Source organism: Endozoicomonas sp. 4G (assembly GCF_023822025.1).
Classification (GTDB): Bacteria; Pseudomonadota; Gammaproteobacteria; order Pseudomonadales; family Endozoicomonadaceae; genus Endozoicomonas_A.
This window is the reverse complement of record NZ_CP082909.1, coordinates 1,352,921-1,375,109: the sequence shown is the minus strand read 5'-3', so window position 1 is coordinate 1,375,109 and position 22,189 is coordinate 1,352,921. Positions and strand designations below refer to the sequence as shown.

Annotated in this window: 8 protein-coding genes; 4 read left to right on the top strand and 4 right to left on the bottom strand. The window is 50.4% G+C overall.

Annotation, left to right across the window (positions count from 1 at the left end; all coding sequences use genetic code 11):
- Positions 1 to 32 precede the first annotated feature (32 nt).
- Positions 33 to 626, bottom strand: coding sequence for a DUF3605 domain-containing protein (locus K7B67_RS05045; protein WP_252179277.1), 594 nt, complete (start codon positions 624 to 626; stop codon positions 33 to 35).
- 371 nt (positions 627 to 997) lie between these two features.
- On the opposite strand from K7B67_RS05045, the gene dcuC reads away from it, so the two are divergent.
- Together dcuC and pepE are read left to right on the top strand one after the other, a co-directional pair.
- Complete coding sequence (gene dcuC / locus K7B67_RS05040) at positions 998 to 2,371, top strand: C4-dicarboxylate transporter DcuC (RefSeq protein ID WP_252179276.1); 1,374 nt, start codon at positions 998 to 1,000, stop codon at positions 2,369 to 2,371.
- 10 nt (positions 2,372 to 2,381) lie between these two features.
- Complete coding sequence (gene pepE, locus K7B67_RS05035; RefSeq protein WP_252179275.1) at positions 2,382 to 3,113, top strand: dipeptidase PepE; 732 nt, start codon at positions 2,382 to 2,384, stop codon at positions 3,111 to 3,113.
- 28 nt (positions 3,114 to 3,141) lie between these two features.
- On the opposite strand, the gene K7B67_RS05030 is transcribed toward pepE, so the two are convergent.
- A complete protein-coding gene (locus tag K7B67_RS05030; protein WP_252180648.1) occupies positions 3,142 to 3,315 on the bottom strand; it encodes a hypothetical protein in 174 nt (57 codons plus the stop codon).
- On the opposite strand from K7B67_RS05030, the gene K7B67_RS05025 reads away from it, so the two are divergent.
- On the top strand, positions 3,236 to 17,776 hold the full coding sequence (locus K7B67_RS05025) for a non-ribosomal peptide synthetase (protein WP_252179274.1): 14,541 nt from the start codon (positions 3,236 to 3,238) through the stop codon (positions 17,774 to 17,776). The genes K7B67_RS05030 and K7B67_RS05025 overlap by 80 nt on opposite strands.
- 92 nt (positions 17,777 to 17,868) lie before the next feature.
- Here K7B67_RS05025 and K7B67_RS05020 read toward each other — a convergent pair whose 3' ends face one another.
- A complete protein-coding gene (locus K7B67_RS05020) occupies positions 17,869 to 18,609 on the bottom strand; it encodes a 4'-phosphopantetheinyl transferase superfamily protein (RefSeq protein WP_252179273.1) in 741 nt (246 codons plus the stop codon).
- Positions 18,610 to 19,116: 507 nt separating this feature from the next.
- Complete coding sequence (locus tag K7B67_RS05015; protein WP_252179272.1) at positions 19,117 to 20,400, bottom strand: divalent metal cation transporter; 1,284 nt, start codon at positions 20,398 to 20,400, stop codon at positions 19,117 to 19,119.
- Positions 20,401 to 20,796: 396 nt separating this feature from the next.
- On the opposite strand from K7B67_RS05015, the gene hemN reads away from it, so the two are divergent.
- The gene (hemN, locus tag K7B67_RS05010) at positions 20,797 to 22,188 is read left to right on the top strand and encodes an oxygen-independent coproporphyrinogen III oxidase (protein ID WP_252179271.1); all 1,392 of its coding nucleotides are present in this window, start codon (positions 20,797 to 20,799) and stop codon (positions 22,186 to 22,188) included.
- Position 22,189: the final 1 nt, after the last annotated feature.

Genomic DNA, 22,189 nt, shown 5'->3' with positions numbered 1-22,189 from the left:
GCAGAAGTGAATGCTCTACCTGATGGTTTGAGCTACCAGGGTTCCAGTCCTGGTTTACTGAATGGCAGAATTCGCTTGATCTGATCAGCAATCGTTTCTGAGTTCACACCTTTCAAAAAGATATGAGCATGAGCCAGACCCACTGATCGTTTATGGGGTGGATTCACATGGATTTGCCATTCCAGAGAATACTTTTTTTGTAACTCGCCAAGATTTTTCTGCAACAACCGCTTTGACTCATCGTGCAAGGGCTGTTCCTGCCAGTCCTTGCTGGAGATAAACATCAACACATGCACCACGCCATCTTCCAGCCAGTAGGGGAAACTGTTCAACACCAGCCGACTGTCCAGCTTGCAATGGCCATCACTGCACTCCTGTGCTTTTTGATTCGATAGCTTAAAGATATCCTCCAGCACAATGGTTTCAGGCGATACGCCATTCTGCTTCAACTGCGCCAGATAGCTAAGATAAGCGTCCAGCTGGGCAGGACTTCTTCGGGAATCAAAATGGTCTGACTGAATCTCTTCCCAGGTAATCACTCCGGAGTAAGTGACAACACTGAAAAGAACCGTAAACAGCATGAGGCTGAAAATGCCGATAGCTCTCAAAATCTGAGTAGCCTTCAAAATGCCTTCCCCTCTGTTGAGTCCAATATTATTTTATTGGCTTCCAGCATAGCTTAATCAGCTGCTGGCAGCACTGAGGTAATCACCCCGATATTGAGTCTGATTTTGTGTTCTAACGAAAAGGCGACTTGCCTTCCTCTCTTCTGCCTATCACTTCGATCAAGTCAAGCACTCATTTTTTACACAACACCGACCTTTGTTGACACGGATCAAGTATTAAATATGTTAATTAATATCAAATAGCGCCACCCATATCTGACTTGCTCACCTTGTCTGCCTTATTAGCTGTCGATGATCAAGTGTATCTCGACAAATCAGTAAGTCAGGACTCTGGAAACCCTCAAATATAAAACCATTGACCTGGAACCTTTATGGACATCGCCTTTATTTTGTTGGTCGTCGGGCTTGTGGCCTACGCCATGCTGAAAAAGCTCAACCCTCAGGCTACATTGATCACTGCCGGTCTTGCTTTACTTGCTTACTCTCAACTTCGCGGTTTAGCGCCTGTGATGCCTGAAGGGGAAAGCCAGGGCCTGCTCTTTTTTGACCTTTGGCAGAAATTTGCCGAGATCACCAACCTGCGCCTGTCCAGTGTCGGCCTGACTCTGGTATCTATTTGCGGCGTTTCTACCTATCTGACGCATATTGGTGCTTCCCAGGCCATGGTCAGGCTGACATCCCGCCCCATCATGGCAATTGGCAACCCCTATACCTTGCTGGCCATCATGCTGGTGTTTGTCTCCTTCCTGTACGTGTTCATTACCGGAGCAACTTCACTCGCACTGCTGTTGATGGGTACCCTCTATCCAGTGATGAGAAACGCCGGGATCAGTGCACCCACAGCCATCGCCACCATTGTTATTCCCACAGCCTGGGAGTTTGGTCCGGGGCAAATCAACGCAGTGATTGGTGCCGATGCCATAAATGTCGATGTTATGGAGTTTGTGGTCCAACATCAGGCTATTTTCCAGGGACTGCTGCTGGTAGCTATTCCAGTGATCAATATTTTATGGCAGCGTTACTGTGACAAAAAAGCGGGTTACAACCCTGCCGATGATCGCGGCAAATATTTGGAAAACCTCGACAAAGATTCTGACGTACAGGCTCCGGGCTATTATGCTTTGATGCCCATACTGCCTTTTGCTCTACTGTTTGGTTTCTCCAGCCTGTTTGTCTCCTCCATCAAAATGAATATTCCTATCGCGATGATGACTACCATGAGTATTTGTATCGTGATTGATGCGATTCATCATCGCTCTTTGAACAAAGCCTTTGATAATTTCAACGCCTGGCTGAAAGGAACCGGAATGATCTTTGGCAGCGTCATTACCCTGATGCTGGCAGCAGAGTTCTTCTCCAGCGGTCTGTCTAATGCCGGTGCCATTACCGGCCTTATTGAAACCGCTCAGTCTATGTCACTGGGACCAGCAGGTGTTGCTATGGTCTTTTCCTTGTTTATTCTGTTGACAGCTTTTATTACCGGTTCGGGTAACGCACCGGTTATGGCCTTTATTCCCATCGTTCCAATGATTGCTGAGAGCTTTAATGTCAATCCACTGTTAGCCTTGATACCAATCTTGTTTGCAGCCGGTATTGGCCGTACGATTTCTCCGGTTGCTGGTGTCGTGATCACGGTGGCAGGCATGGGTCAGATTACCCCACTGGAAGTTGTGAAAAGAACTTCTATTCCTATGATTTCATCCATGGTCATTGTGCTGATAACAGCCATTACTATGTACGCCTGAGGAAACGGTAATGAATCTGGTTTTAATGAGTAACGGCAAGATTGCCGGTAAAGATAAGGTGATGGAGTATGGCTTGGAAACCATCCGCAAGGTGGTGACAAAGACCGGTGCCCGCAGGTTTGTGCTGATTCCTTATGCAGTGATTCGCTCCAGTCATGATGACCGGGTAGCTATGGTGCAGGAAACTATGGCTGATCTGGACTGTGAAGTGATTGGCCTGCATCGCTGCGAGAATCCGGTCACTGCCATTGAGCAGGCCGACGGCATTATTGTCTCTGGTGGTAATACCTGGGTACTGAATAAAACCCTGCATGACCTGGGTTTAATCGGTGTGATTCGCAAGGCGGTGATCGCTCACCAGAAACCGTACATTGGCTGGAGTGCCGGTTGCAATATTGCCTGTCCGACCATTCGTACCACCAATGACATGCCGATTATCACCAGCGTTGTGATGAGCTCACTGAATCTAGTGCCCTTCCAGATTAACCCGCACTACATTGATGCCACTCTGGAAGGTCATAATGGTGAGACACGCGATCAGCGTATCGAAGAGTTTCTAGCGGTGAATCATCACGAAGTCGTCGCTGGTCTGCCAGAAGGCACGCTGATGCATGTAGATGGTCATGAGCTAACTTTCATCACGGCCAACGGCAAGCCCATGAAGCTGTTCCGTCACGGTGAAGAAGCCGTCACTTACTCTGAAAACGACAGTGTTCAGTTTCTTATGGAGCAGGGACGCTGATTAGTCGTTAAAAAAACAGGGCAGTCAGTCAAAGCGCTGCCCTGCTTTTGCTGATTTCCTCTTGGAAAACACCGTATTCGTGGTCTATTTTCATGTAGGTTAGGTAGTTTGGTTCAAAAGCAATGTCCACCGGAACAACGCTACGCGCTTCTGCCTCAAGAACATCAAAAGCAAATTCGGGGCCTGCTGGCAATACCATCATTGAACGTATCTGGTCTGCGGCAGAGTCAACCCCGAACAAAATCGCTCTCAGATATATATACCAAAACAACGGCCCTGCTAAAGAAATAACATACCAACAGCTACGGCAAACGATCTGCGACTACTCCTGGTCAATACGCCAGCTTTGTCAACCGAAAGAGGTTGCGTTACTGGCCATGCCCGACCAGCTGGAATTCTGGTTTACATTGCTGGGCTGCATACACGCAAAAGTGATCCCTGCCCCCATTCCTATAGGAAAGACAAAGGCACAAAGGCAACGGTTGCAAAAAATTGTTCAAGATAGCCGTGCTATGGTTATTTTTTGCCTTGAAAAGAACCAACCGGAAATATTAAAAGACATATGCCCTGAAGAAACATCCTGTAACCTGCCAGTCTACGACATCACCAAATCCCATGCCCGGTCACCGATTACCCCATCATCCGCCACAAAAAAAACCATTGCTATTCTTCAATACACTTCAGGCTCTACCGGATCACCGAAAGGAATCCCTATAACCCATGACAATATTATCACCAATTGCCGTTATGTCGCAGATCCTGAAAACCCTGAACACAATGGCTTCAACTGGTTACCCCATTTTCATGATTTTGGCTTACTCTGTTATGGAATTGGCCCACTTTGCAATGGCGATACCACCACGCATATACCCATCGATCTCTTCCTGAAGAAACCTGAGATCTGGCTGCAAATCATCGAAAAATACAGGGTGACTTTCGCAGGGGTGACGCAGTCAGCTGCCAACTTGCTAGTCAATTTGCTGGAAAATAGAGAACAAAAACGGGATTTATCCTGTCTTGGCCAGCTATTAATAGCAGCAGAGCCTATCACCATAGATTGTCTTACAAGATTCTCGACATTCCTTTCACGGTTTGGGGTTCCACCAGAGGCACTTTGCCCCGCCTATGGGCTGGCTGAAGCAACTGTTGGCGTCACCAGTGTTGAAAAAACAATAGTCTGGCATTCGAAACGGACGAGGAATATAACATATACTACGGATTCTTTATCCTCTTCTATTGAAGAAAACAGCAGGGATCAACATCATTTCGTGTCCTGTGGGCCACCTTTTTCCGATACCCAGGTGTGCATCGTTGACCCAACCACTGGCAAACCACTGTCAGACCAGAATACCGGCGAAATCTGGGTCAATGGGCCAACAGTCGCCTCAGGCTACTGGCACAATAAAAAGGCAACCCAAACCACCTTCAATAAAAAAATTGAAGGTAACAGTGAGTCATGGCTCAGAACTGGAGATTTAGGTTTTATCCATAAGGGTGAGCTGTTCGTCACCGGGCGATTAAAAGATCTGATCGTTATCAATGGGCAAAACATCTATCCCCAGGATATAGAAGAAACCGTTTCCAAAGCCTGTCACAACGGCAGGAATAAAAATGATTCAGCGGCCTTCAGCATCCTTCATAATGGAATCGAGTGCATTATTGTTGTTCAGCAACTTCCAAAAAAAATAGAATGCTCTGAACTGTATATTACAAACTTACTGAATCGAATAACTGATGCTCATCAGGTTCCCATTTATGACCTTGTCTTTGTCCGAAAACGATCAATTCATAAAACTTCCAGCGGCAAAATTCAACGTTCCAGCATTAAAGCAGCCTACCTTGATAAAAGCCTTGATATCATTGCCAGCTCAAAAGGCTTGCAGAACCAAATCGAAGAAAAGGAACTTCCAGCCTCCCCTGTTGAATCTAAACTCTGTGACCTCTGGCAGGAACTGCTGAACATCGAGCAGGTCGGCATACACGACAACTTCTTCCAGCTCGGCGGTGACTCCCTGCTGGCCATACGACTCTGCCAGCGTATTGGTCAGGTGTTTTCGATAGAGGTGCCCGTCGCCTTGCTGTTCCAGCACCCCACGGTCACGGCTCTGGCTCAACACATTCAATCGCTGGATGCCCTGCCGCAGATGCAGCTGCCCGCCCTGGTGCCTGAACCTGATCACCGCTTTGAGCCCTTTCCCCTCAACGCCATTCAACAGGCCTACTGGCTCGGACGGCAGTCCGGTTTTGAGCTGGGACAGGTGGCTACGCAAGGTTACATGGAGTGGGATCTGGACGACATTGGACAGCTGGATGTTCACCGCCTAGAGCAGGCATGGCAGACCCTGGTGGATCGCCACGATATGCTGCGTACCGTTATCCTGCCCTCCGGTGAGCAACAGGTACTGGCAGAAGTGCCTGACTTTGCCCTTGCCATCACCGACCTGACCGCCCTGAATGACCCGGCGGCACTGGCACAGCATCTGCTGGCTATACGACAGAACGAGTCTCACCGGGTCAGCGATCCTGAACAATGGCCCCTGTTCGACTGTCAGTTGATTCGGTTACCCAGCCAGCGTGGCCGCTTGCTGTTCCGTATGGATGCCCTGGTCGCTGACGCCAGCAGTTTCTTGCTGATCTTTGCCGAACTGGCCGATCGCTACCAACATCCGGAGGTTGTCTACCCGCCACTGCAGCTGACCTTCCGGGACTATTTGCTGGCAGTGCCGGAGGATCACCCGGCCCGTCTCCGGGACCGGGACTACTGGCTGGAACGGCTTGATACCCTGCCACCGGCACCCCAGTTACCGGTGACAGCCCTGGCGGCTGAAGAACAACCGCGCTTTGTCCGGCGCTCCGGCACACTGTCGCCTGAACACTGGCAGGCACTGCAGAACCAGGCCCGTCAGCAGGGACTGACGGCCAATGCCGTCCTGTTAACCGCCTGGTCCCTGGTGCTGGCCCGCTGGTGCCGGGAACCGGCCATGACCCTGAACCTGACCACCTTCCAGCGACTGCCGGTGCATGAGGAGGTCGACCGGGTCATTGGCGACTTCACCGCCCTGAGCCTGCTGGAAATTCACCCTGACCCCACTGTGGATTTCCTGTCGCAGGCCCAGCGTGTGCAACAACAGTTGTCGTCTGACTTATCACACCGGTTGTTCAGTGGCGTGGAGGTGCTCCGTGCCCTGCGCCAGCAAACCAGTCCCGATGTCCTGATGCCCGTGGTCTTTACCTCCACCCTGGGGCTGGACCACCAGGCACTGGACACATTGATGGACAACCCGCTGTTCGGCACGCCCGGTTATGCCATCTCCCAGACCCCGCAGGTCTGGCTGGATCACCAGGTGATGGAGCACAATGGTGCGTTGGTCTACCACTGGGATGCTGTCGAGCAGTTGTTTGACCCGGCCGTGCTGAACAGCCTGTTTGCCAGCTGGAACTCCCTACTGCAGACCCTGGCGACCGGGCCACAGTGCTGGAAAGCACCAGTATCCCCTTCCCTCCCACAACCGGATCTTGTCCTGTGGCAGGCATTAAACGACACGGATTATGCATGGGCGGATGATGACCGGGCCACCCTGCTGACGGACATTCTGCAACAGGCTGAACAACGGGGCAGGCAACCCGCCCTGGTCAGCAGTGATGAAACGCTGGATTACCAGACATTACTGGCCAGGGCCCGTTCACTGGCTGGCGTCATGATGGATCAGGGTGTTCAGCCCTGTAGCCCGGTGGCCATTTATATAGAGAAAAGTATCGGGCAGGTGACAGCGGTGCTGGCGACCCTGTTGACCGGTGCCTTCTACGTGCCCCTGAACCTGGAATGGCCCATCGCCCGTATCCGGCAGGTGTTGGCGCAACTGGATCAGCCGGTGGTGGTGACCGATGCTGAATGGGCTGGTAATCTGCATTCGCTGGCATCGGATGCCGTGGCCACGCTGCTGATTGACGACGGTGAACCGGCAAATCATCAGGTCGAATTACCCCATACCCAACCGGACGACCTGGCCTACATCATCTTCACTTCCGGTTCCACCGGCACCCCCAAAGGCGTCATGATGACCCACCGGGCGGTGCTGAATACGCTCCGGGATGTGAACCGTCGTGTGTCACTGAACGCTGAAGACCGGGTATACGGCTTGTCCGCCCTCTCTTTTGACCTGTCGGTGTGGGATATCTTTGGTACGCTCTGTGCCGGGGCCACCCTGGTATTACCGGACAGCTGCCTGGTGAAATCGCCTCAACACTGGCGTCACCAGGTGAAACAGCACCGGGTCACGGTCTGGAATACCGTCCCTGCGCTGGCGGAACTGCTGATTGAAGCGGCACCGGCGGGTGCCCTGGGCAGCCTGCGCCTGGCCCTGCTCAGTGGTGACTGGATTCCCCTGACCCTGCCGGACAGGCTGCGTGAGGCGGCACCGGGCATTCAGGTGCTCGCCCTGGGTGGCGCAACGGAAGCGGCCATCTGGTCCAACTGCTTTACCGTGACGGATACCGTAACGGAGAATAAGCAACACTGGTCATCCATTCCCTACGGCACGCCGCTGGCTAACCAGCAGTTCTACATTCTGCAGCCGGACAGTCGGCTACTGTGCCCACCGGGGGTGACCGGTGAGCTGTGCATCGGTGGTGCCGGGCTGGCACAGGGCTACCTGGGTGACCCGCAAAAGACAGCGTCCGCCTTTATTGAGCATCCAGACTATGGTCATTTATACCGGACTGGTGACCTGGGGCATCTTGATGGGGAAGGCTTCCTGGTCTTTGAAGGGCGGGAAGATACCCAGGTGAAAATCCATGGACACCGGGTGGAGCTGGGTGAGTTAGAAACGTCGCTGAAACAACTTCCCGGACTCAAGGATGCTGTTGTTATTGCCAGGGATAATCAGCTGGTTGCCTGGGTAACTCCAGATAGTCCCAATGCTGTTCTATTCAGCCCTGTACCACCACCGGGATTGCAGTTTGATAATTCAATCATTCAACACCATCTGGGCAAGCCGGATAATGAAGCGGAGAAATCGCTTCAACGCGCAATCTGTGGCCGTGAGCTTTCATCCACTGATGCCAACCATTATTTTCACCAGCACATAAAAATTCAATGCCGTATTTTCACCCTGACGCTCTGTGAGATGTTCGATAACCTGGGGCTTTTTAGCAAGCCCGGTGAAGCACTGACCGTACAACAGGTCATGGCCCATGGTTCTATTCTGCCCCGCTTTACACGTTGGTTAACACGTTGCCTGAACCATCTTGTCAGTGAGAACATCCTGACCGGCCAAAAGCCGCATCCGGAAAATGATGCCGTGTCCTATCGGTGCCTGATACCGGTAAAAACATATCTGGCTACTCATAACAAACAAAACAACCAACCGACTGGGAATGTTAATAGCCTTGATCTGATTTCTATTATTACGGGTCGAAGGCATGCAGCAGAAATCTACCTTACAGAGAATACTGACATTATGTACCAGCATTCTCACCTTTATTGCTTTCAACAAATCGAAAAACTGATCACAGCCTTGTTAACCACCTCAGGCAGCCAGCAGGATAGCCCGGTCCGATGCCTGGAAATTGGGGCAGGCATGGGGTCATTGACACGGCATATTATACCTCTCCTGCGTGAATCCAATCATGAATTTAACTATGTCTTTACGGATGTATCCAGCCTCTTTCTCAAGGAAGCACGAGCAGAGTACGGTGATACATGCATGGAATATCGTTTTTTTGATCTTAATAAAGCACCATCACTCCAAGGAATAAACCCGGCAAGCTTCGATTTCATATTCGCCTCAAACAGTTTGCACGTTGCTCACGTTATCGATCATGCCCTTGAAGATATTCGCAGCCTGCTGAGCCCCGGGGGAGTCTTGTTCTTCATTGAAGGGTGTACATATTGGCCGCAAATGGATCTATTTAAAGGCCTTCAGGTAGGCAGTGATGAATATCAGGACGATCGTGAACATGACTTATTAAGTGAAAATCAGTGGCTTGATCGACTCAACCGTCTGTTCTCTGTTGCCCAGAGCGGTGCAACCCCCACAGGCGGTCTGGCAGCCGCTTTGGATTTACGGCTTTTTGTGGCCAGGCAATCGAACCAGGTTCTGGGGCTTGACGCAGAGAAAGTTCGGGGATTACTGTCTCAACAACTCCCTGAGTGGATGCTGCCACAGCACGTGCATATGTTACAGACACTCCCCAGGTTAGCCAGTGGAAAAATAGATCGAAAACAGTTTTCCAGCGTCGAATCCTTACCAGAGAGAAAACAGTACACGGCGCCCGGCACACCTAACGAAACACGACTCTGTGACCTCTGGCAGGAACTGCTTAACATCGAGCAGATCGGCATACACGACAACTTCTTCCAGCTCGGCGGTGACTCCCTGCTGGCCATACGACTTTGCCAGCGTATTGGTCAGGTGTTTTCGATAGATGTGCCCGTCGCCCTGTTGTTCCAGCATCCGACCATTGCCCGGCTGGCTCCGGAACTGACCCGGGATATTGAGCCGATACCGGCCCGCCACCTGAGCCAGGCGCCCATGTCCTTCGCGCAACAGCGTCTCTGGTTTATCGAACAGTATGAGCAGGGGACTGCCGCCTATCACATTCCCATGGTGCTAAAACTCCATCAGCCAAAGCAGGCACAAACGCTGGTCGGGGCCTTGCAACTACTGGTTCAACGCCATAAAACCCTGAGGACTTTTTTCAGCACGGATGATGATGGTCAGCCTCTGCAACAAGTTCAGAAAGGCCCGTTACCGGTTGAGCAAAAAACACTGGCTAAAGCGGAGTTAAGCCCGGCTCTGTCCCGTTCCATTAACACACCGTTTAATCTCAGCACTCAGTATCCGCTTCGCGTCGTCTGGTTTACGGTCAGTGATAATCCGTCAGGCGCTGCGTCTGAACCCCGTCAGGAAGAAGACATTTTCCTGTTACTCTTTCATCACATTGCCGTGGACGGCTGGTCCCTGGAAATGCTTTCCAGAGAGCTGACACTATTGATGAGCGCACTGCCATCCCACCAGAATACGCCGGAAACCGTGCTTCCCGAATTGCCCATCGACTACCTGGACTTCACCCTCTGGCAGCAGGAAACCTGGCAGGACCAGCTGCTGGAAACCCAGACCCGATGGTGGCAGCAGGAACTGGCAGACCTGGAACCCCTGAACCTGCCACTGGATTATCCTCGACCACGGCAAATCGACTACCGCGGTGGCCATTGCCAATGTTCGCTGTCACCGGAACTCTCTGCGCAGTTGCGCCAACTGGCCAATCGTGAAAATACCACCCTGTACACGGTCATGCTCAGTGCCTTTGCCGTACTGCTCAGCCGTTACTGCAGTCAGGACGATGTTGCCGTTGGTAGCCCGGTCGCCAATCGCCAGCACCCGCAGCTGGAATCCCTTGCCGGTTTTTTTGCCAACACCCTGGTGGTCCGTACCCGGCTTGCCCCTGAACAGACCTGTCGTGAACTGATTCGCCAGGTGCACCAATCAGTCGCCGTCGTGCAACAGCATCAGGATATTCCCTTTGAGCAGCTGGTTGATCAGTTGCAGGTAGAACGGGACCCTTCCCGTCACCCGCTGTTCCAGGTGATGTTTGCCGTGCAGCACTTTACCCTGGCTCAAGGTCAGGGCATATCACAGCTTCCCCTGCCACCGGAGGCACAGACTACAAAGTTTGACCTGACCCTGATAGTGGATGACCAGGAAGACAGACTTCATGCCAATCTCGAATACGCCACAGCCCTGTTCCGGGAAGAGACCGTAACACGCCTGTGGCAGCACTATAAGCGGGTACTTGAGCAGTTTGTTGCCCGGCCGGAGTGTTTAACCCGGGAGGTCTCCCTGCTCAGTGTTGAGGAATACCAGCAGATCGTCGTTGACTGGAACCAGACCGACGCTCCCCTGCCCGAAGGCCAGGAAAGCCTCCTGCTGCACCAGTTGTTTGAACAGCAGGCCAAACAGTACCCGGATAACCTCTGTCTTGTATTTGAAGAGCAGCAGTTAACCAACCGGGAGGTCAACAACCGGGCCAACCAGCTGGCAATGATGATTCAGGAGACAATAAAAGCACAATGCGACGGTGTCATCCCACCGGAAACCTGTGTCATGGTCTGCTGTAAGCCCTGTCTTGAATTTAACATTGCTGCCATGGCGGTATTGAAGGCAGGGTGCGTGTATGTCCCGGTGAACCATACCGATCCGGTGGAACGTCTTCGTTTTATCTTTAATGACACACAATCCCGGATGGTATTGACGACGTCTCACCAACCCTGCTTCTGGGACAACTGCTTCTGGGACAAGCACGATGAACCGGATAGCGTTTCTGTCGTGATGCTGGACGACATATCATGGACAGAGCAAACACTGTACAACCCGCCCGCACTGATCAGCCATGATCAACTCGCTTATATTATCTTCACCTCCGGCACCACCGGACAGCCAAAAGGGGTGATGATTTCACACGGGGCCAGTGTCAACTTTATTCAGGACTGCCTGGTTCGGTATCCCACGGATCACAGCGATGTTCTTATCCAGAAGATATCCCATGGGTTTGATGTTTCCATATGGGAAATATTATTTAGTATGTCTTCAAAAGGGCATACAGTCATTGCTTCGCTTGATGCTCGCTATGACCCGGACACATTGGCGACCATGATCTGTCAACACTCTGTATCCATCATCATATTTGTTCCAACACAGCTGGAAAGATTTCTCAAAACCATTTCACAAAAAAGTTCAGATTCTCTTCAGTGTCTGAGGCTGGCTTTTGTCATTGGAGAAACATTTAATGACGACCTTGCTCACCGGTTCATTACCACCTGCCCACACCACACTCTGGTATTTAATGCCTACGGCCCAGCTGAGACTGCGGTTGTCGCCACTACTGCCCAGGTGCGATTGAGTCCCGATCAAAACAGGGATTCCCTATCCATTGGCAAGCCATTAACCAATACACGGGTCTATGTGCTGGATCAATATATGCAGCCAGTCCCCGTCGGCATTCCAGGCGAACTGTATATCGGTGGTCACGGGTTGGCCCGTGGTTATCTGAATCAACCTGAGTTGACGAAAGCAGCCTTTATAGATGTGCCTTCGCTTCCGTCAGGAATACATGGCCATGTCTATCGAACAGGTGACGAGGTCAAGTGGCTCGACAATGGCGAATTGCTCTACATAGGCCGTATCGATCAGCAGGTTAAAATCCGGGGGCACAGAATAGAGCCGGCTGAAATCGAACAGACACTGACGACCATACCCGGCATCACCAGGGCCTTTGTGCAACCACGCAGCCGAAGCAATGATTCGCAGGATCAGTATGACTACCTCGTCTGCTGGTATACCTGCGAACAGCCACAGGTTGAAGCTTCGCTACAGACTCAATTGCGTCAGAAACTGCCAGAATACATGATCCCAAAGGCTTTTATTGCCGTTGAGTCATTCCCCATGACCCGCACTGGCAAACTGGATCGCAAGGCTCTGCCTGAACCAGAGATCAGCAGCCATGTGCAGTATGCCCCACCCACTACCCCCGACGAAACACGACTCTGTGACCTCTGGCAGGAACTGCTGAACATCGAGCAGATCGGCATACACGACAACTTCTTCCAGCTCGGCGGTGACTCCCTGCTGGCCATACGACTCTGCCAGCGTATTGCCCAGGCGCTGTCGGTGGACGTACCAGTCGCCCTGTTGTTCCAGCATCCGACCATTGCCCGGCTGGCTCCGGAACTGACCCTGGATATTAAGCCGATACCGGCCCGCCACCTGAGCCAGGCGCCCATGTCCTTCGCGCAACAGCGTCTCTGGTTTATCGAACAGTATGAGCAGGGGACTGCCGCCTATCACATTCCCATGGTGCTGAAACTCCATCAGCCAAAGCAGGCACAAACGCTGGTCGGGGCCTTGCAACTACTGGTTCAACGCCATAAAACCCTGAGGACTTTTTTCAGCACGGATGATGATGGTCAGCCTCTGCAACAAGTTCAGAAAGGCCCATTGCCGGTTGAGCAAAAAACACTGGCTAAAGCTGAGTTAAACCCGGCTCTGTCCCGTTCCATTAACACACCGTTTAATCTCAGCACTCAGTATCCGCTTCGCGTCGTCTGGTTTACGGTCAGTGATAATCCGTCGGGCGCTGCGTCTGAAACCCGTCAGGAAGAAGACATTTTCCTGTTACTCTTTCATCACATTGCCGTGGACGGCTGGTCCCTGGAAATGCTTTCCAGAGAGCTGACACTATTGATGGGCGTGATGGGCGCACTGCCATCCCACCAGAATACGCCGGAAACCGTGCTTCCCGAATTGCCCATCGATTACCTGGACTTCACCCTCTGGCAACAGGAAACCTGGCAGGACCAGCTGCTGGAAACCCAGACCCGATGGTGGCAGCAGGAACTGGCAGACCTGGAACCCCTGAACCTGCCACTGGATTATCCTCGACCACGGCAAATCGACTACCGCGGTGGCCATTGCCAATGTTCGCTGTCATCGGAACTCTCTGCGCAGTTGCGCCAACTGGCCAATCGTGAAAATACCACCCTGTACACGGTCATGCTCAGTGCCTTTGCCGTACTGCTCAGCCGTTACTGCAGTCAGGACGATGTTGCCGTTGGTAGCCCGGTCGCCAATCGCCAGCACCCGCAGCTGGAATCCCTTGCCGGTTTTTTTGCCAACACCCTGGTGGTCCGTACCCGACTTGCCCCTGAACAGACCTGCTGTGAACTGATTCGCCAGATGCACCAATCAGTCGCCGTCGTGCAACAGCATCAGGATATTCCCTTTGAGCAGCTGGTTGATCAGTTGCAGGTAGAACGGGACCCTTCCCGTCACCCGCTGTTCCAGGTGATGTTTGCCGTGCAGCACTTTACCCTGGCTCAAGGTCAGGGCATATCACAGCTGCCCCTGCCACCGGAGGCACAGACTACAAAGTTTGACCTGACCCTGATAGTGGATGACCAGGAAGACAGACTTCATGCCAATCTCGAATACGCAACAGCCCTGTTCCGGGAAGAGACCGTAACACGCCTGTGGCAGCACTATAAGCGCGTACTTGAGCAGTTTGTTGCCCGGCCAGAGTGTTTAACCCGGGAGATCTCCCTGCTCAGTGTTGAGGAATACCAGCAGATCGTCGTTGACTGGAACCAGACCGACGCTCCCCTGCCCGAAGGCCAGGAAAGCCTCCTGCTGCACCAGTTGTTTGAACAGCAGGCCAAACAGTACCCGGATAACCTCTGTCTTGTATTTGAAGAGCAGCAGTTAACCAACCGGGAGGTCAACAACCGGGCCAACCAGCTGGCAATGATGATTCAGGAGACAATAAAAGCACAATCAATAAAAGCACAATGCGACGGTGTCATCCCACCGGAAACCTGTGTCATGGTCTGCTGTAAGCCCTGTCTTGAATTTAACATTGCTGCCATGGCGGTATTGAAGGCAGGGTGCGTGTATGTTCCGGTGAACCACACCGACCCAATTGAACGTCTTCGTTTTATCCTCAATGACACAGGATCCCGGGTGGTGTTGACAACGTCTCACCAACCATCATTCTGGGACAGTCCTGATCATCAGGAAAACGTTTCTGCAGTAATGCTGGATAAAATATTATGGGCTGATCTGACACGGCACAATCCGGACTCACTGGTTACCAAAGATCACCTCGCCTATATAATCTACACCTCCGGCACCACTGGTCAGCCTAAAGGTGTCATGATTTCACATGCTGCCAGTGTCCACTTTATTCAGGACTGCCTGGTTCGGTATCCCACGGATCACAGCGATGTTCTTATCCAGAAGATATCCCATGGGTTTGATGTTTCCATATGGGAAATATTTTTTAGTATGTCTTCAAAAGGGCATACAGTCATTGCTTCGCTTGATGCTCGCTATGATCCAGACACATTGGCGACCATGATCTGTCAACACTCTGTATCCATCATCATGTTTGTTCCAACACAGCTGGAAAGATTTCTCAAAACCATTTCACAAAAAAGTTCAGATTCCCTTCAGTGCCTGAGGCTGGTTTTGGTCGGTGCAGAAACATTTAATGACGACCTTGCTCACCGGTTCATTACCGCCTGCCCACACCACACCTTAGTATTTAATACCTACGGCCCAACTGAGACTACGGTTATCGCCACTACTGCCCAGGTGCGATTGAGTCCTGCTCAAAACAGGGATTCCCTATCCATTGGCAAGCCATTAACCAATACACGGGTCTATGTGCTGGATCAATACCTGCTGCCAGTCCCCGTCGGCATTCCAGGCGAACTGTATATCGGTGGTCACGGGTTGGCCCGTGGTTATCTGAATCAACCTGAGTTGACGAAAGCAGCCTTTGTAGATGTGCCTTCGCTTCCAATACATGGCCATGTCTATCGAACAGGTGACAAGGTCAAGTGGCTCGACAATGGCGAATTGCTCTACATAGGCCGTATCGATCGGCAGGTTAAAATCCGAGGGCACAGAATAGAGCCGGCTGAAATCGAACAGACACTGACGACCATACCCGGCATCACCAGGGCCTTTGTGCAACCACGCAGCCGAAGCAATGATTCTCAGGATCAGTATGACTACCTCGTCTGCTGGTATACCTGCGAACAGCCACAGGTTGAAGCTTCGCTACAGGCTCAATTGCGTCAGAAACTGCCAGAATACATGATCCCAAAGGCTTTTATTGCCGTTGAGTCATTCCCCATGACCCGCACTGGCAAACTGGATCGCAAGGCTCTGCCTGAACCAGAGATCAGCAGCCATGTGCAGTATGCTCCACCCACTACCCCCGACGAAACACGACTCTGTGACCTCTGGCAGGAACTGCTGAACATTGAGCAGATCGGCATACACGACAACTTCTTCCAGCTCGGCGGTGACTCCCTGCTGGCCATACGACTCTGCCAGCGTATTGCCCAGGCGCTGTCGGTGGACGTACCAGTCGCCCTGTTGTTCCAGCATCCGACCATTGCCCGGCTGGCTTCGGAACTGACCCGGGATATTAAGCCGATACCGGCCCGCCACCTGAGCCAGGCGCCCATGTCCTTCGCGCAACAGCGCCTCTGGTTTATCGAACAGTATGAGCAGGGGACTGCCGCCTATCACATTCCCATGGTGCTGAAACTCCATCAGCCAAAGCAGGCACAAACGCTGGTCGGGGCCTTGCAACAACTTGTCCAGCGCCATAAAGCACTTCGTACCTGCTTCACGACCACTGAGGATGGTGAAATGATTCAACAGGTACACGAACAGACATTGAGCGTTGATCACCGGCAAATCAATAACAACGAACTTAGCTCTATTATTCACAAGGAAATCAATACGCCTTTTGATCTGACCTCCCAATACCCTCTGCGGCTGCTATGGTTGTCTGCGGATAGTAAGACACCTGACAAGACAGACCATTTTTTGTTATTACTCTTTCATCATATTGCAGTTGATGCCTGGTCCCTCGAGATCCTCTCTAAAGAACTGAACCAGTTGTTAGCCACCGGTCCCCATACTGAAAATAGTACTGAGGCATCTCTCCCCGAACCTGATATTGATTCTCTGGATTTTTCGGTTTGGGAACAGGAAAATCTGCCCCTCTCATTAATTAAGGAGCAACAACGTTGGTGGCGGCATGAACTTGACGGTCTAAAACCCCTTCATCTGCCAACCGATTACCCCCGACCACCACAATTTGATTATCGTGGACACGTTAACTCTTTTGTATTGTCAGAAGAGCTGTCGGATCAATTGCGGAGTCTGGCAAAGCAAGAAGCGGTTACCATCTTCAGTATTATGCTTAGTGCCTTTAGCCTATTGTTATGCCGGTACAGTGATACAGATGATATTGCAATTGGTACTCAGGTAGCTACAAGAAACCATCCACAACTTAAAACACTGGTTGGATTTTTAGTACACACTGCAGTCATAAGAACAAACATCGCACCGGACAAAGGATTAAGTCAGCTAATATCTGACTGCCATAAGAAAGTTGCATATGTTAATCAGCTTAAAGAACTGCCTTTTCAACATATAGTAGAAGCTCTCAATAATCCCCGAAGCTCTGAGAAAAACCCTTTGTTTCAGGTTATGTTTAATGTACAACATTTTGATTACACTGAAATTCACGGCACTGAAAACATCCACTATCAAAGAGACACAACCTGGTTTGACCTGAAGTTGGTTATTGATGACAAACCATCCTGTATGATTGCTCAATTAGACTACGCAACCTCTTGTTTCAAAGAAGAAACCATCAATTATCTCTGGACAAACTATATCCATATTTTAAATAGGATGGTGAATAACTCAGACGGTAAACTATCGGATATTCAGCTGTCTGCCAGAAAAAGCCTGCAATGTCCTGAAACTGACGATCATACATCTTTATCTGAATCTGATCGAAAATCATTATACGTCTACGAACCTTCTACATCCAAAGCAAGTACTGCGCTCACTCCCATTCAAACAAAAGAGATTAAGGAAATCTGGCAAAGCATATTATCTTTATCTAAAGATTCCATTAATGATCATGACAGTTTTTTTGAACTAGGGGGAAGCTCCCTTCAGGCGGTCTTTATGAGCAAGCAAATTGAGAAAAAATCAGGCAAGAGACTTTACCTTCCATCATTCTTCAACAACCCCACAATTAAAGGCATCAAATATCTTATAGATTCTCACGACTGATTGTTTTATGTGCTTTAAAGCTCAATTCAGCAAGTTATAAAATCTGCCAATCTTGCCTGATAATGTATGGCTGGCAAAAAAAAGAAAACAAATCAAACATATACAATAGTTAATATATTACCTCTATAAAGACAACTGTATCCACATGCTTGAAAACCATGTCCATATGATGGTGATAAATTTTCAATAACCCGCAGATACGCAAGCCCACCTAAAGTACAATTCAGAACCTCTGCAGCATCAAAATAAAAGAGCTTACCGACCAGCGGATATAATGCTTTGAAAAGACTCTCTTTAAGAGAAAAAACCATGGAGGTATTTATTCTCTGTAGCCAACGCGAAAACTCTTTTACAACAAATCGTTTTCTTTCATCAGGCAATAATACCAAATCCACCAGCGCATCTATCTGGTCATAAGGTACAATTTGCTCCAAATCAAGCCCGATACCCTTCAATCGACCATAAGTACTCATCACGACAGAAGCAACATTATGATCACTGTGGCTGAGAGAACCCACTACGCCTTCCGGCCAGATGGGTGCACCTGATATACTACTACCGGGTGTTAACCAGCAACCTAGTAACCGATTTATTGCATCAGCAGCGCACATTCTTCCCGCTAAATACTCAGCCCTACGGCTTTTGACAGAAGAAAAATACGATTCCGGCAGCGATTGGGTCAAGCTAGCTATTGTAGCTTCGCAAACAATACTTTGATCAAACCGCCCTGAGGTAAAACACATATTCTGCTTCATTAAATGGGGCCATGGAATTTGCCGATCTACATCCTTCAAACCATGAAGATTACTGTTCTCTGATAATGCATCAATCATGTGTCATTGTTTAAGCCTGAATTCGTATCATAAGTGCATAACCTCTGTAACCAGAGCGCTGCAACAGAACCTTTGAAATGAATCAAGACTCAGGGGTACTCTGTAAAGCGACCAAACCGTACAGAGGAGCCTAGGAGCCTGACCGAGAATAGCGCCCGTAGCGAGGACGGCAGAAAATTGAGGATAAAAATTCGGTTTTGTGAGGAGAATAGCTAGCTATTTGACGAACAAAAGCGGATTTTTAGACCAATTTGCTGTCGCCGCAGTAGGGCAGCTATTCTCGGTCAGGCTCCTAGGATGGCCTATACGCACCTGAGTCTTGAAGAGGGACATTATATCACAGTTCAACACAAGCCGATGTTGTTCCTTTTAGTCAGCGCAGAGTGCATTAAGTAAATTGACTCGTTCTCACCTACCTGACTAAAAGCCCTAAAACCCTGAATCGCTCCCATGCGCCAGCTTGGGAGCGTGACGCGCTACCGGTATGCATTCCCTGAAAAATGGACTTTACATCAACCATTGCCACCAGATAAAAAATCCGGCGAAGCCAAACAGGAACACCATTCCCAGCTGGGCCCAGAAAGTCAGCGCCTTTCCGGGACGATGCTGCTCAGGAACCTGTTCAGACTGGATCAGGCGATAGTTTAACCAGGCAAAAACAGGAGTGGTCAGAAAAGCGACAATCATGCCGAATTTAACCATAGACAGCATAGTCCCGGGGAACATCAGAACGACGATCAATGCCAGAGCAGTGACCACTAAAATCAGTAGCGGCTTTTCAGTCTCATCGGTGTCACGCTGCTGGAGGTTCAGCCAGGCACTGAAAATTGTACGACTGTAACCGTCAATACAGGTCAGCGCAGAGCTGTAAATGCAGCATATAGCAGCAATAACAACCAGCCAGCTACTCCAGGGGCCAATGGTCGAGGAATACATAGACACCAGCTGCTGGGTGAAAGCGGCACTGCTCGCCGCCGGCTCAACACCACTGCCGTGTAGTACCGTGGCTCCCATAGCCAGGAAGAACAAAGCCAGAACAGCGGTAACCACATAACCAAGGTTCATATCAAACAGGGCATCTTTCACACTCAGGTACCCACGCTCTTTTTTCTTGCTCATGCTCCATACAGAATTCATGGCCGATACTTCGATCGGGGCCGGCATCCATCCCATCAAGGCCACCAGAAACCCGACCGAGGCCATGGTCCAGGGGCTTGGGCTGACAAAATCAGTCGGCGCAACAGGTCCCTGACCAAAAGCGACCAGGGCAGCCAGGACAGTCACTACAGAAAGCAACACAACAATCAGCTTGGTCACTCTGTCAACCAGTGTGTAATGACCCAGCAGAATAATCAGCAGACTGACACCTGCTATTACTGAGACCAACACCTGACTGGACACTCCGGGTGCCACCCAGGTCAGAAGTGCTGCCGTCAAGCCCATCAATGCGGCTATGTTCACGACCCCGACAAAACTGTTCAGCGCCAGAAACAGAGCTAGCCAGCCTTTACCCAGACGACCATAGCCCGCCATCAAAGACTCACCGGTAGCAGCCGTATAACGGGCACCAAACTGGAAAAAGGGATATTTCAAAAGGTTAATAAGAATCACCAGGCCCACCAGCTGCCAGCCGAAGTGAGCACCTGCTTGGGTCGATGCGACAATATGGGAACCACCGATGGCCGCAGCAGCCACCATAATGCCAGGACCCAGTGCTGACCATTTGTTATTTTTGCCAGCAACGGCGGAACCGGTTGAGGTTTTTTCATACGAAAGGTTATTTGAAGACATACTTTTTTACTTTTTGAAAAAGGGCGATCTGAAAAACAGTCTGCCGCTGAATGCAGCCGTTATTTTATAGTGGCCGGTTACTGAGTTCGCAAATGCGAAAACCAGAATCTCCAGTGGTATGAATACTATCGAACCCCAAAGACGATTTACAGTTTCAGCTTTTTTATAGAGAGAATCGCTGATTTTCTGAAGCTACCCGGATCTTTAGAATCGGAAAATCTGTGCCGTTACCCGTTAAACTTCACCAAAAAACTCATCTGAAATGACGCCACCAGCTTATTGACGCACATCAACTACATTTATGCGTTTAGTCTTTAAACTGTTAATTAAAGAATCGGGTCATCCGACTGTTTATTCGATCCAGCCACATGACCTGTAACCAGTTCGAGAGTTAGCATGATTACAGCCCCCGTATGGGATACAGGTCTGATCAAAAAGTACGACCTCAGTGGCCCGAGATATACGTCCTACCCTACTGCTGTTCAGTTTCAGGAGGGGTTTAATCTCACGCACTATGAATCCAGCGCCTGGAGAAGCAGTGCCATCAATAAACCCTTGTCCCTTTACGTGCACATCCCTTTTTGCAGCCACGTCTGCTACTACTGTGCCTGCAACAAGATAGTCACCAAACACCGCTCCAGAGCCGAAGAGTACCTCGACTACCTGTTTCGTGAAATCGACCTGCAAGCCAGCCTGTTTGGGCAGGAGCAGAGGGTAGAGCAACTTCATTTTGGTGGCGGCACTCCGACGTTTCTGAGCCCGGACCAGATTTCTGCGGTGATGGACAAGCTAAGATCAGCCTTTAACTTCGGCGCCAAAAGTCATTGCGATTTTTCCATTGAGCTGGATCCCCGTGAGGTGGATTGGGTCATGATGTCCCGTCTCCGTGATGAGGGCTTTAACCGCATCAGCATCGGTGTGCAGGATCTGGATGAGAAGGTTCAGAAAGCCATCAACCGGGTACAACCTGAAGAACAGGTACAGTCTGTTCTGGATGCGGCCCGGACGATGACCTTCAAGTCAGTGCATATGGACTTGATCTACGGCCTGCCCCATCAGACCGTCGAAGGTTTTATGAATACCGTCAACCGCGTGATCGAGATGTCGCCGGATCGACTGTCATTATTTAACTACGCTCACCTGCCACACCGTTTCAAACCACAAAGAAGAATTAACGAAGCTGACCTGCCTTCCTCTGAGGAAAAACTTGATATTCTGCATCGGGCCACTGAAAAGCTGGTAGAGCGAGGCTACGTCTACATTGGCATGGATCACTTTGCCCTGCCCGATGACGAGCTGGCTATTGCCCAGGAAACTGGCACCCTGCACCGGAACTTCCAGGGCTATACCACACACAGCCACTGTGACCTGGTAGCCATGGGTGTTTCTTCCATCAGCAAGGTGGGCAGTGTTTATGCGCAAAACCATGTCGATATGGAGGCTTATCAACACTCAATCGATGAAGGCCGCCTTCCGATTTACCGTGGTTTAACCATGACCCATGATGATGAGATCCGCCAGAGTGTCATTAACGAGCTGATCTGTCATTTCAAACTGGACTTTGCTGAAGTTGAAGAGCGTTACAACCTCCAGTTCAGAGACTATTTCTCTGATGCACTGGCAGCACTCAGACCCATGGCCGACGATGGCTTGCTTGCTTTGACTGAGCAGGGAATTAACATTGAGCCCAGAGGCAAGATGCTGATCAGAAATATCTGTATGCAGTTTGATGGTTATTTCAAACAACAGATACAACAACAGCAAAACCTCTATTCAAAGGTTATTTGAC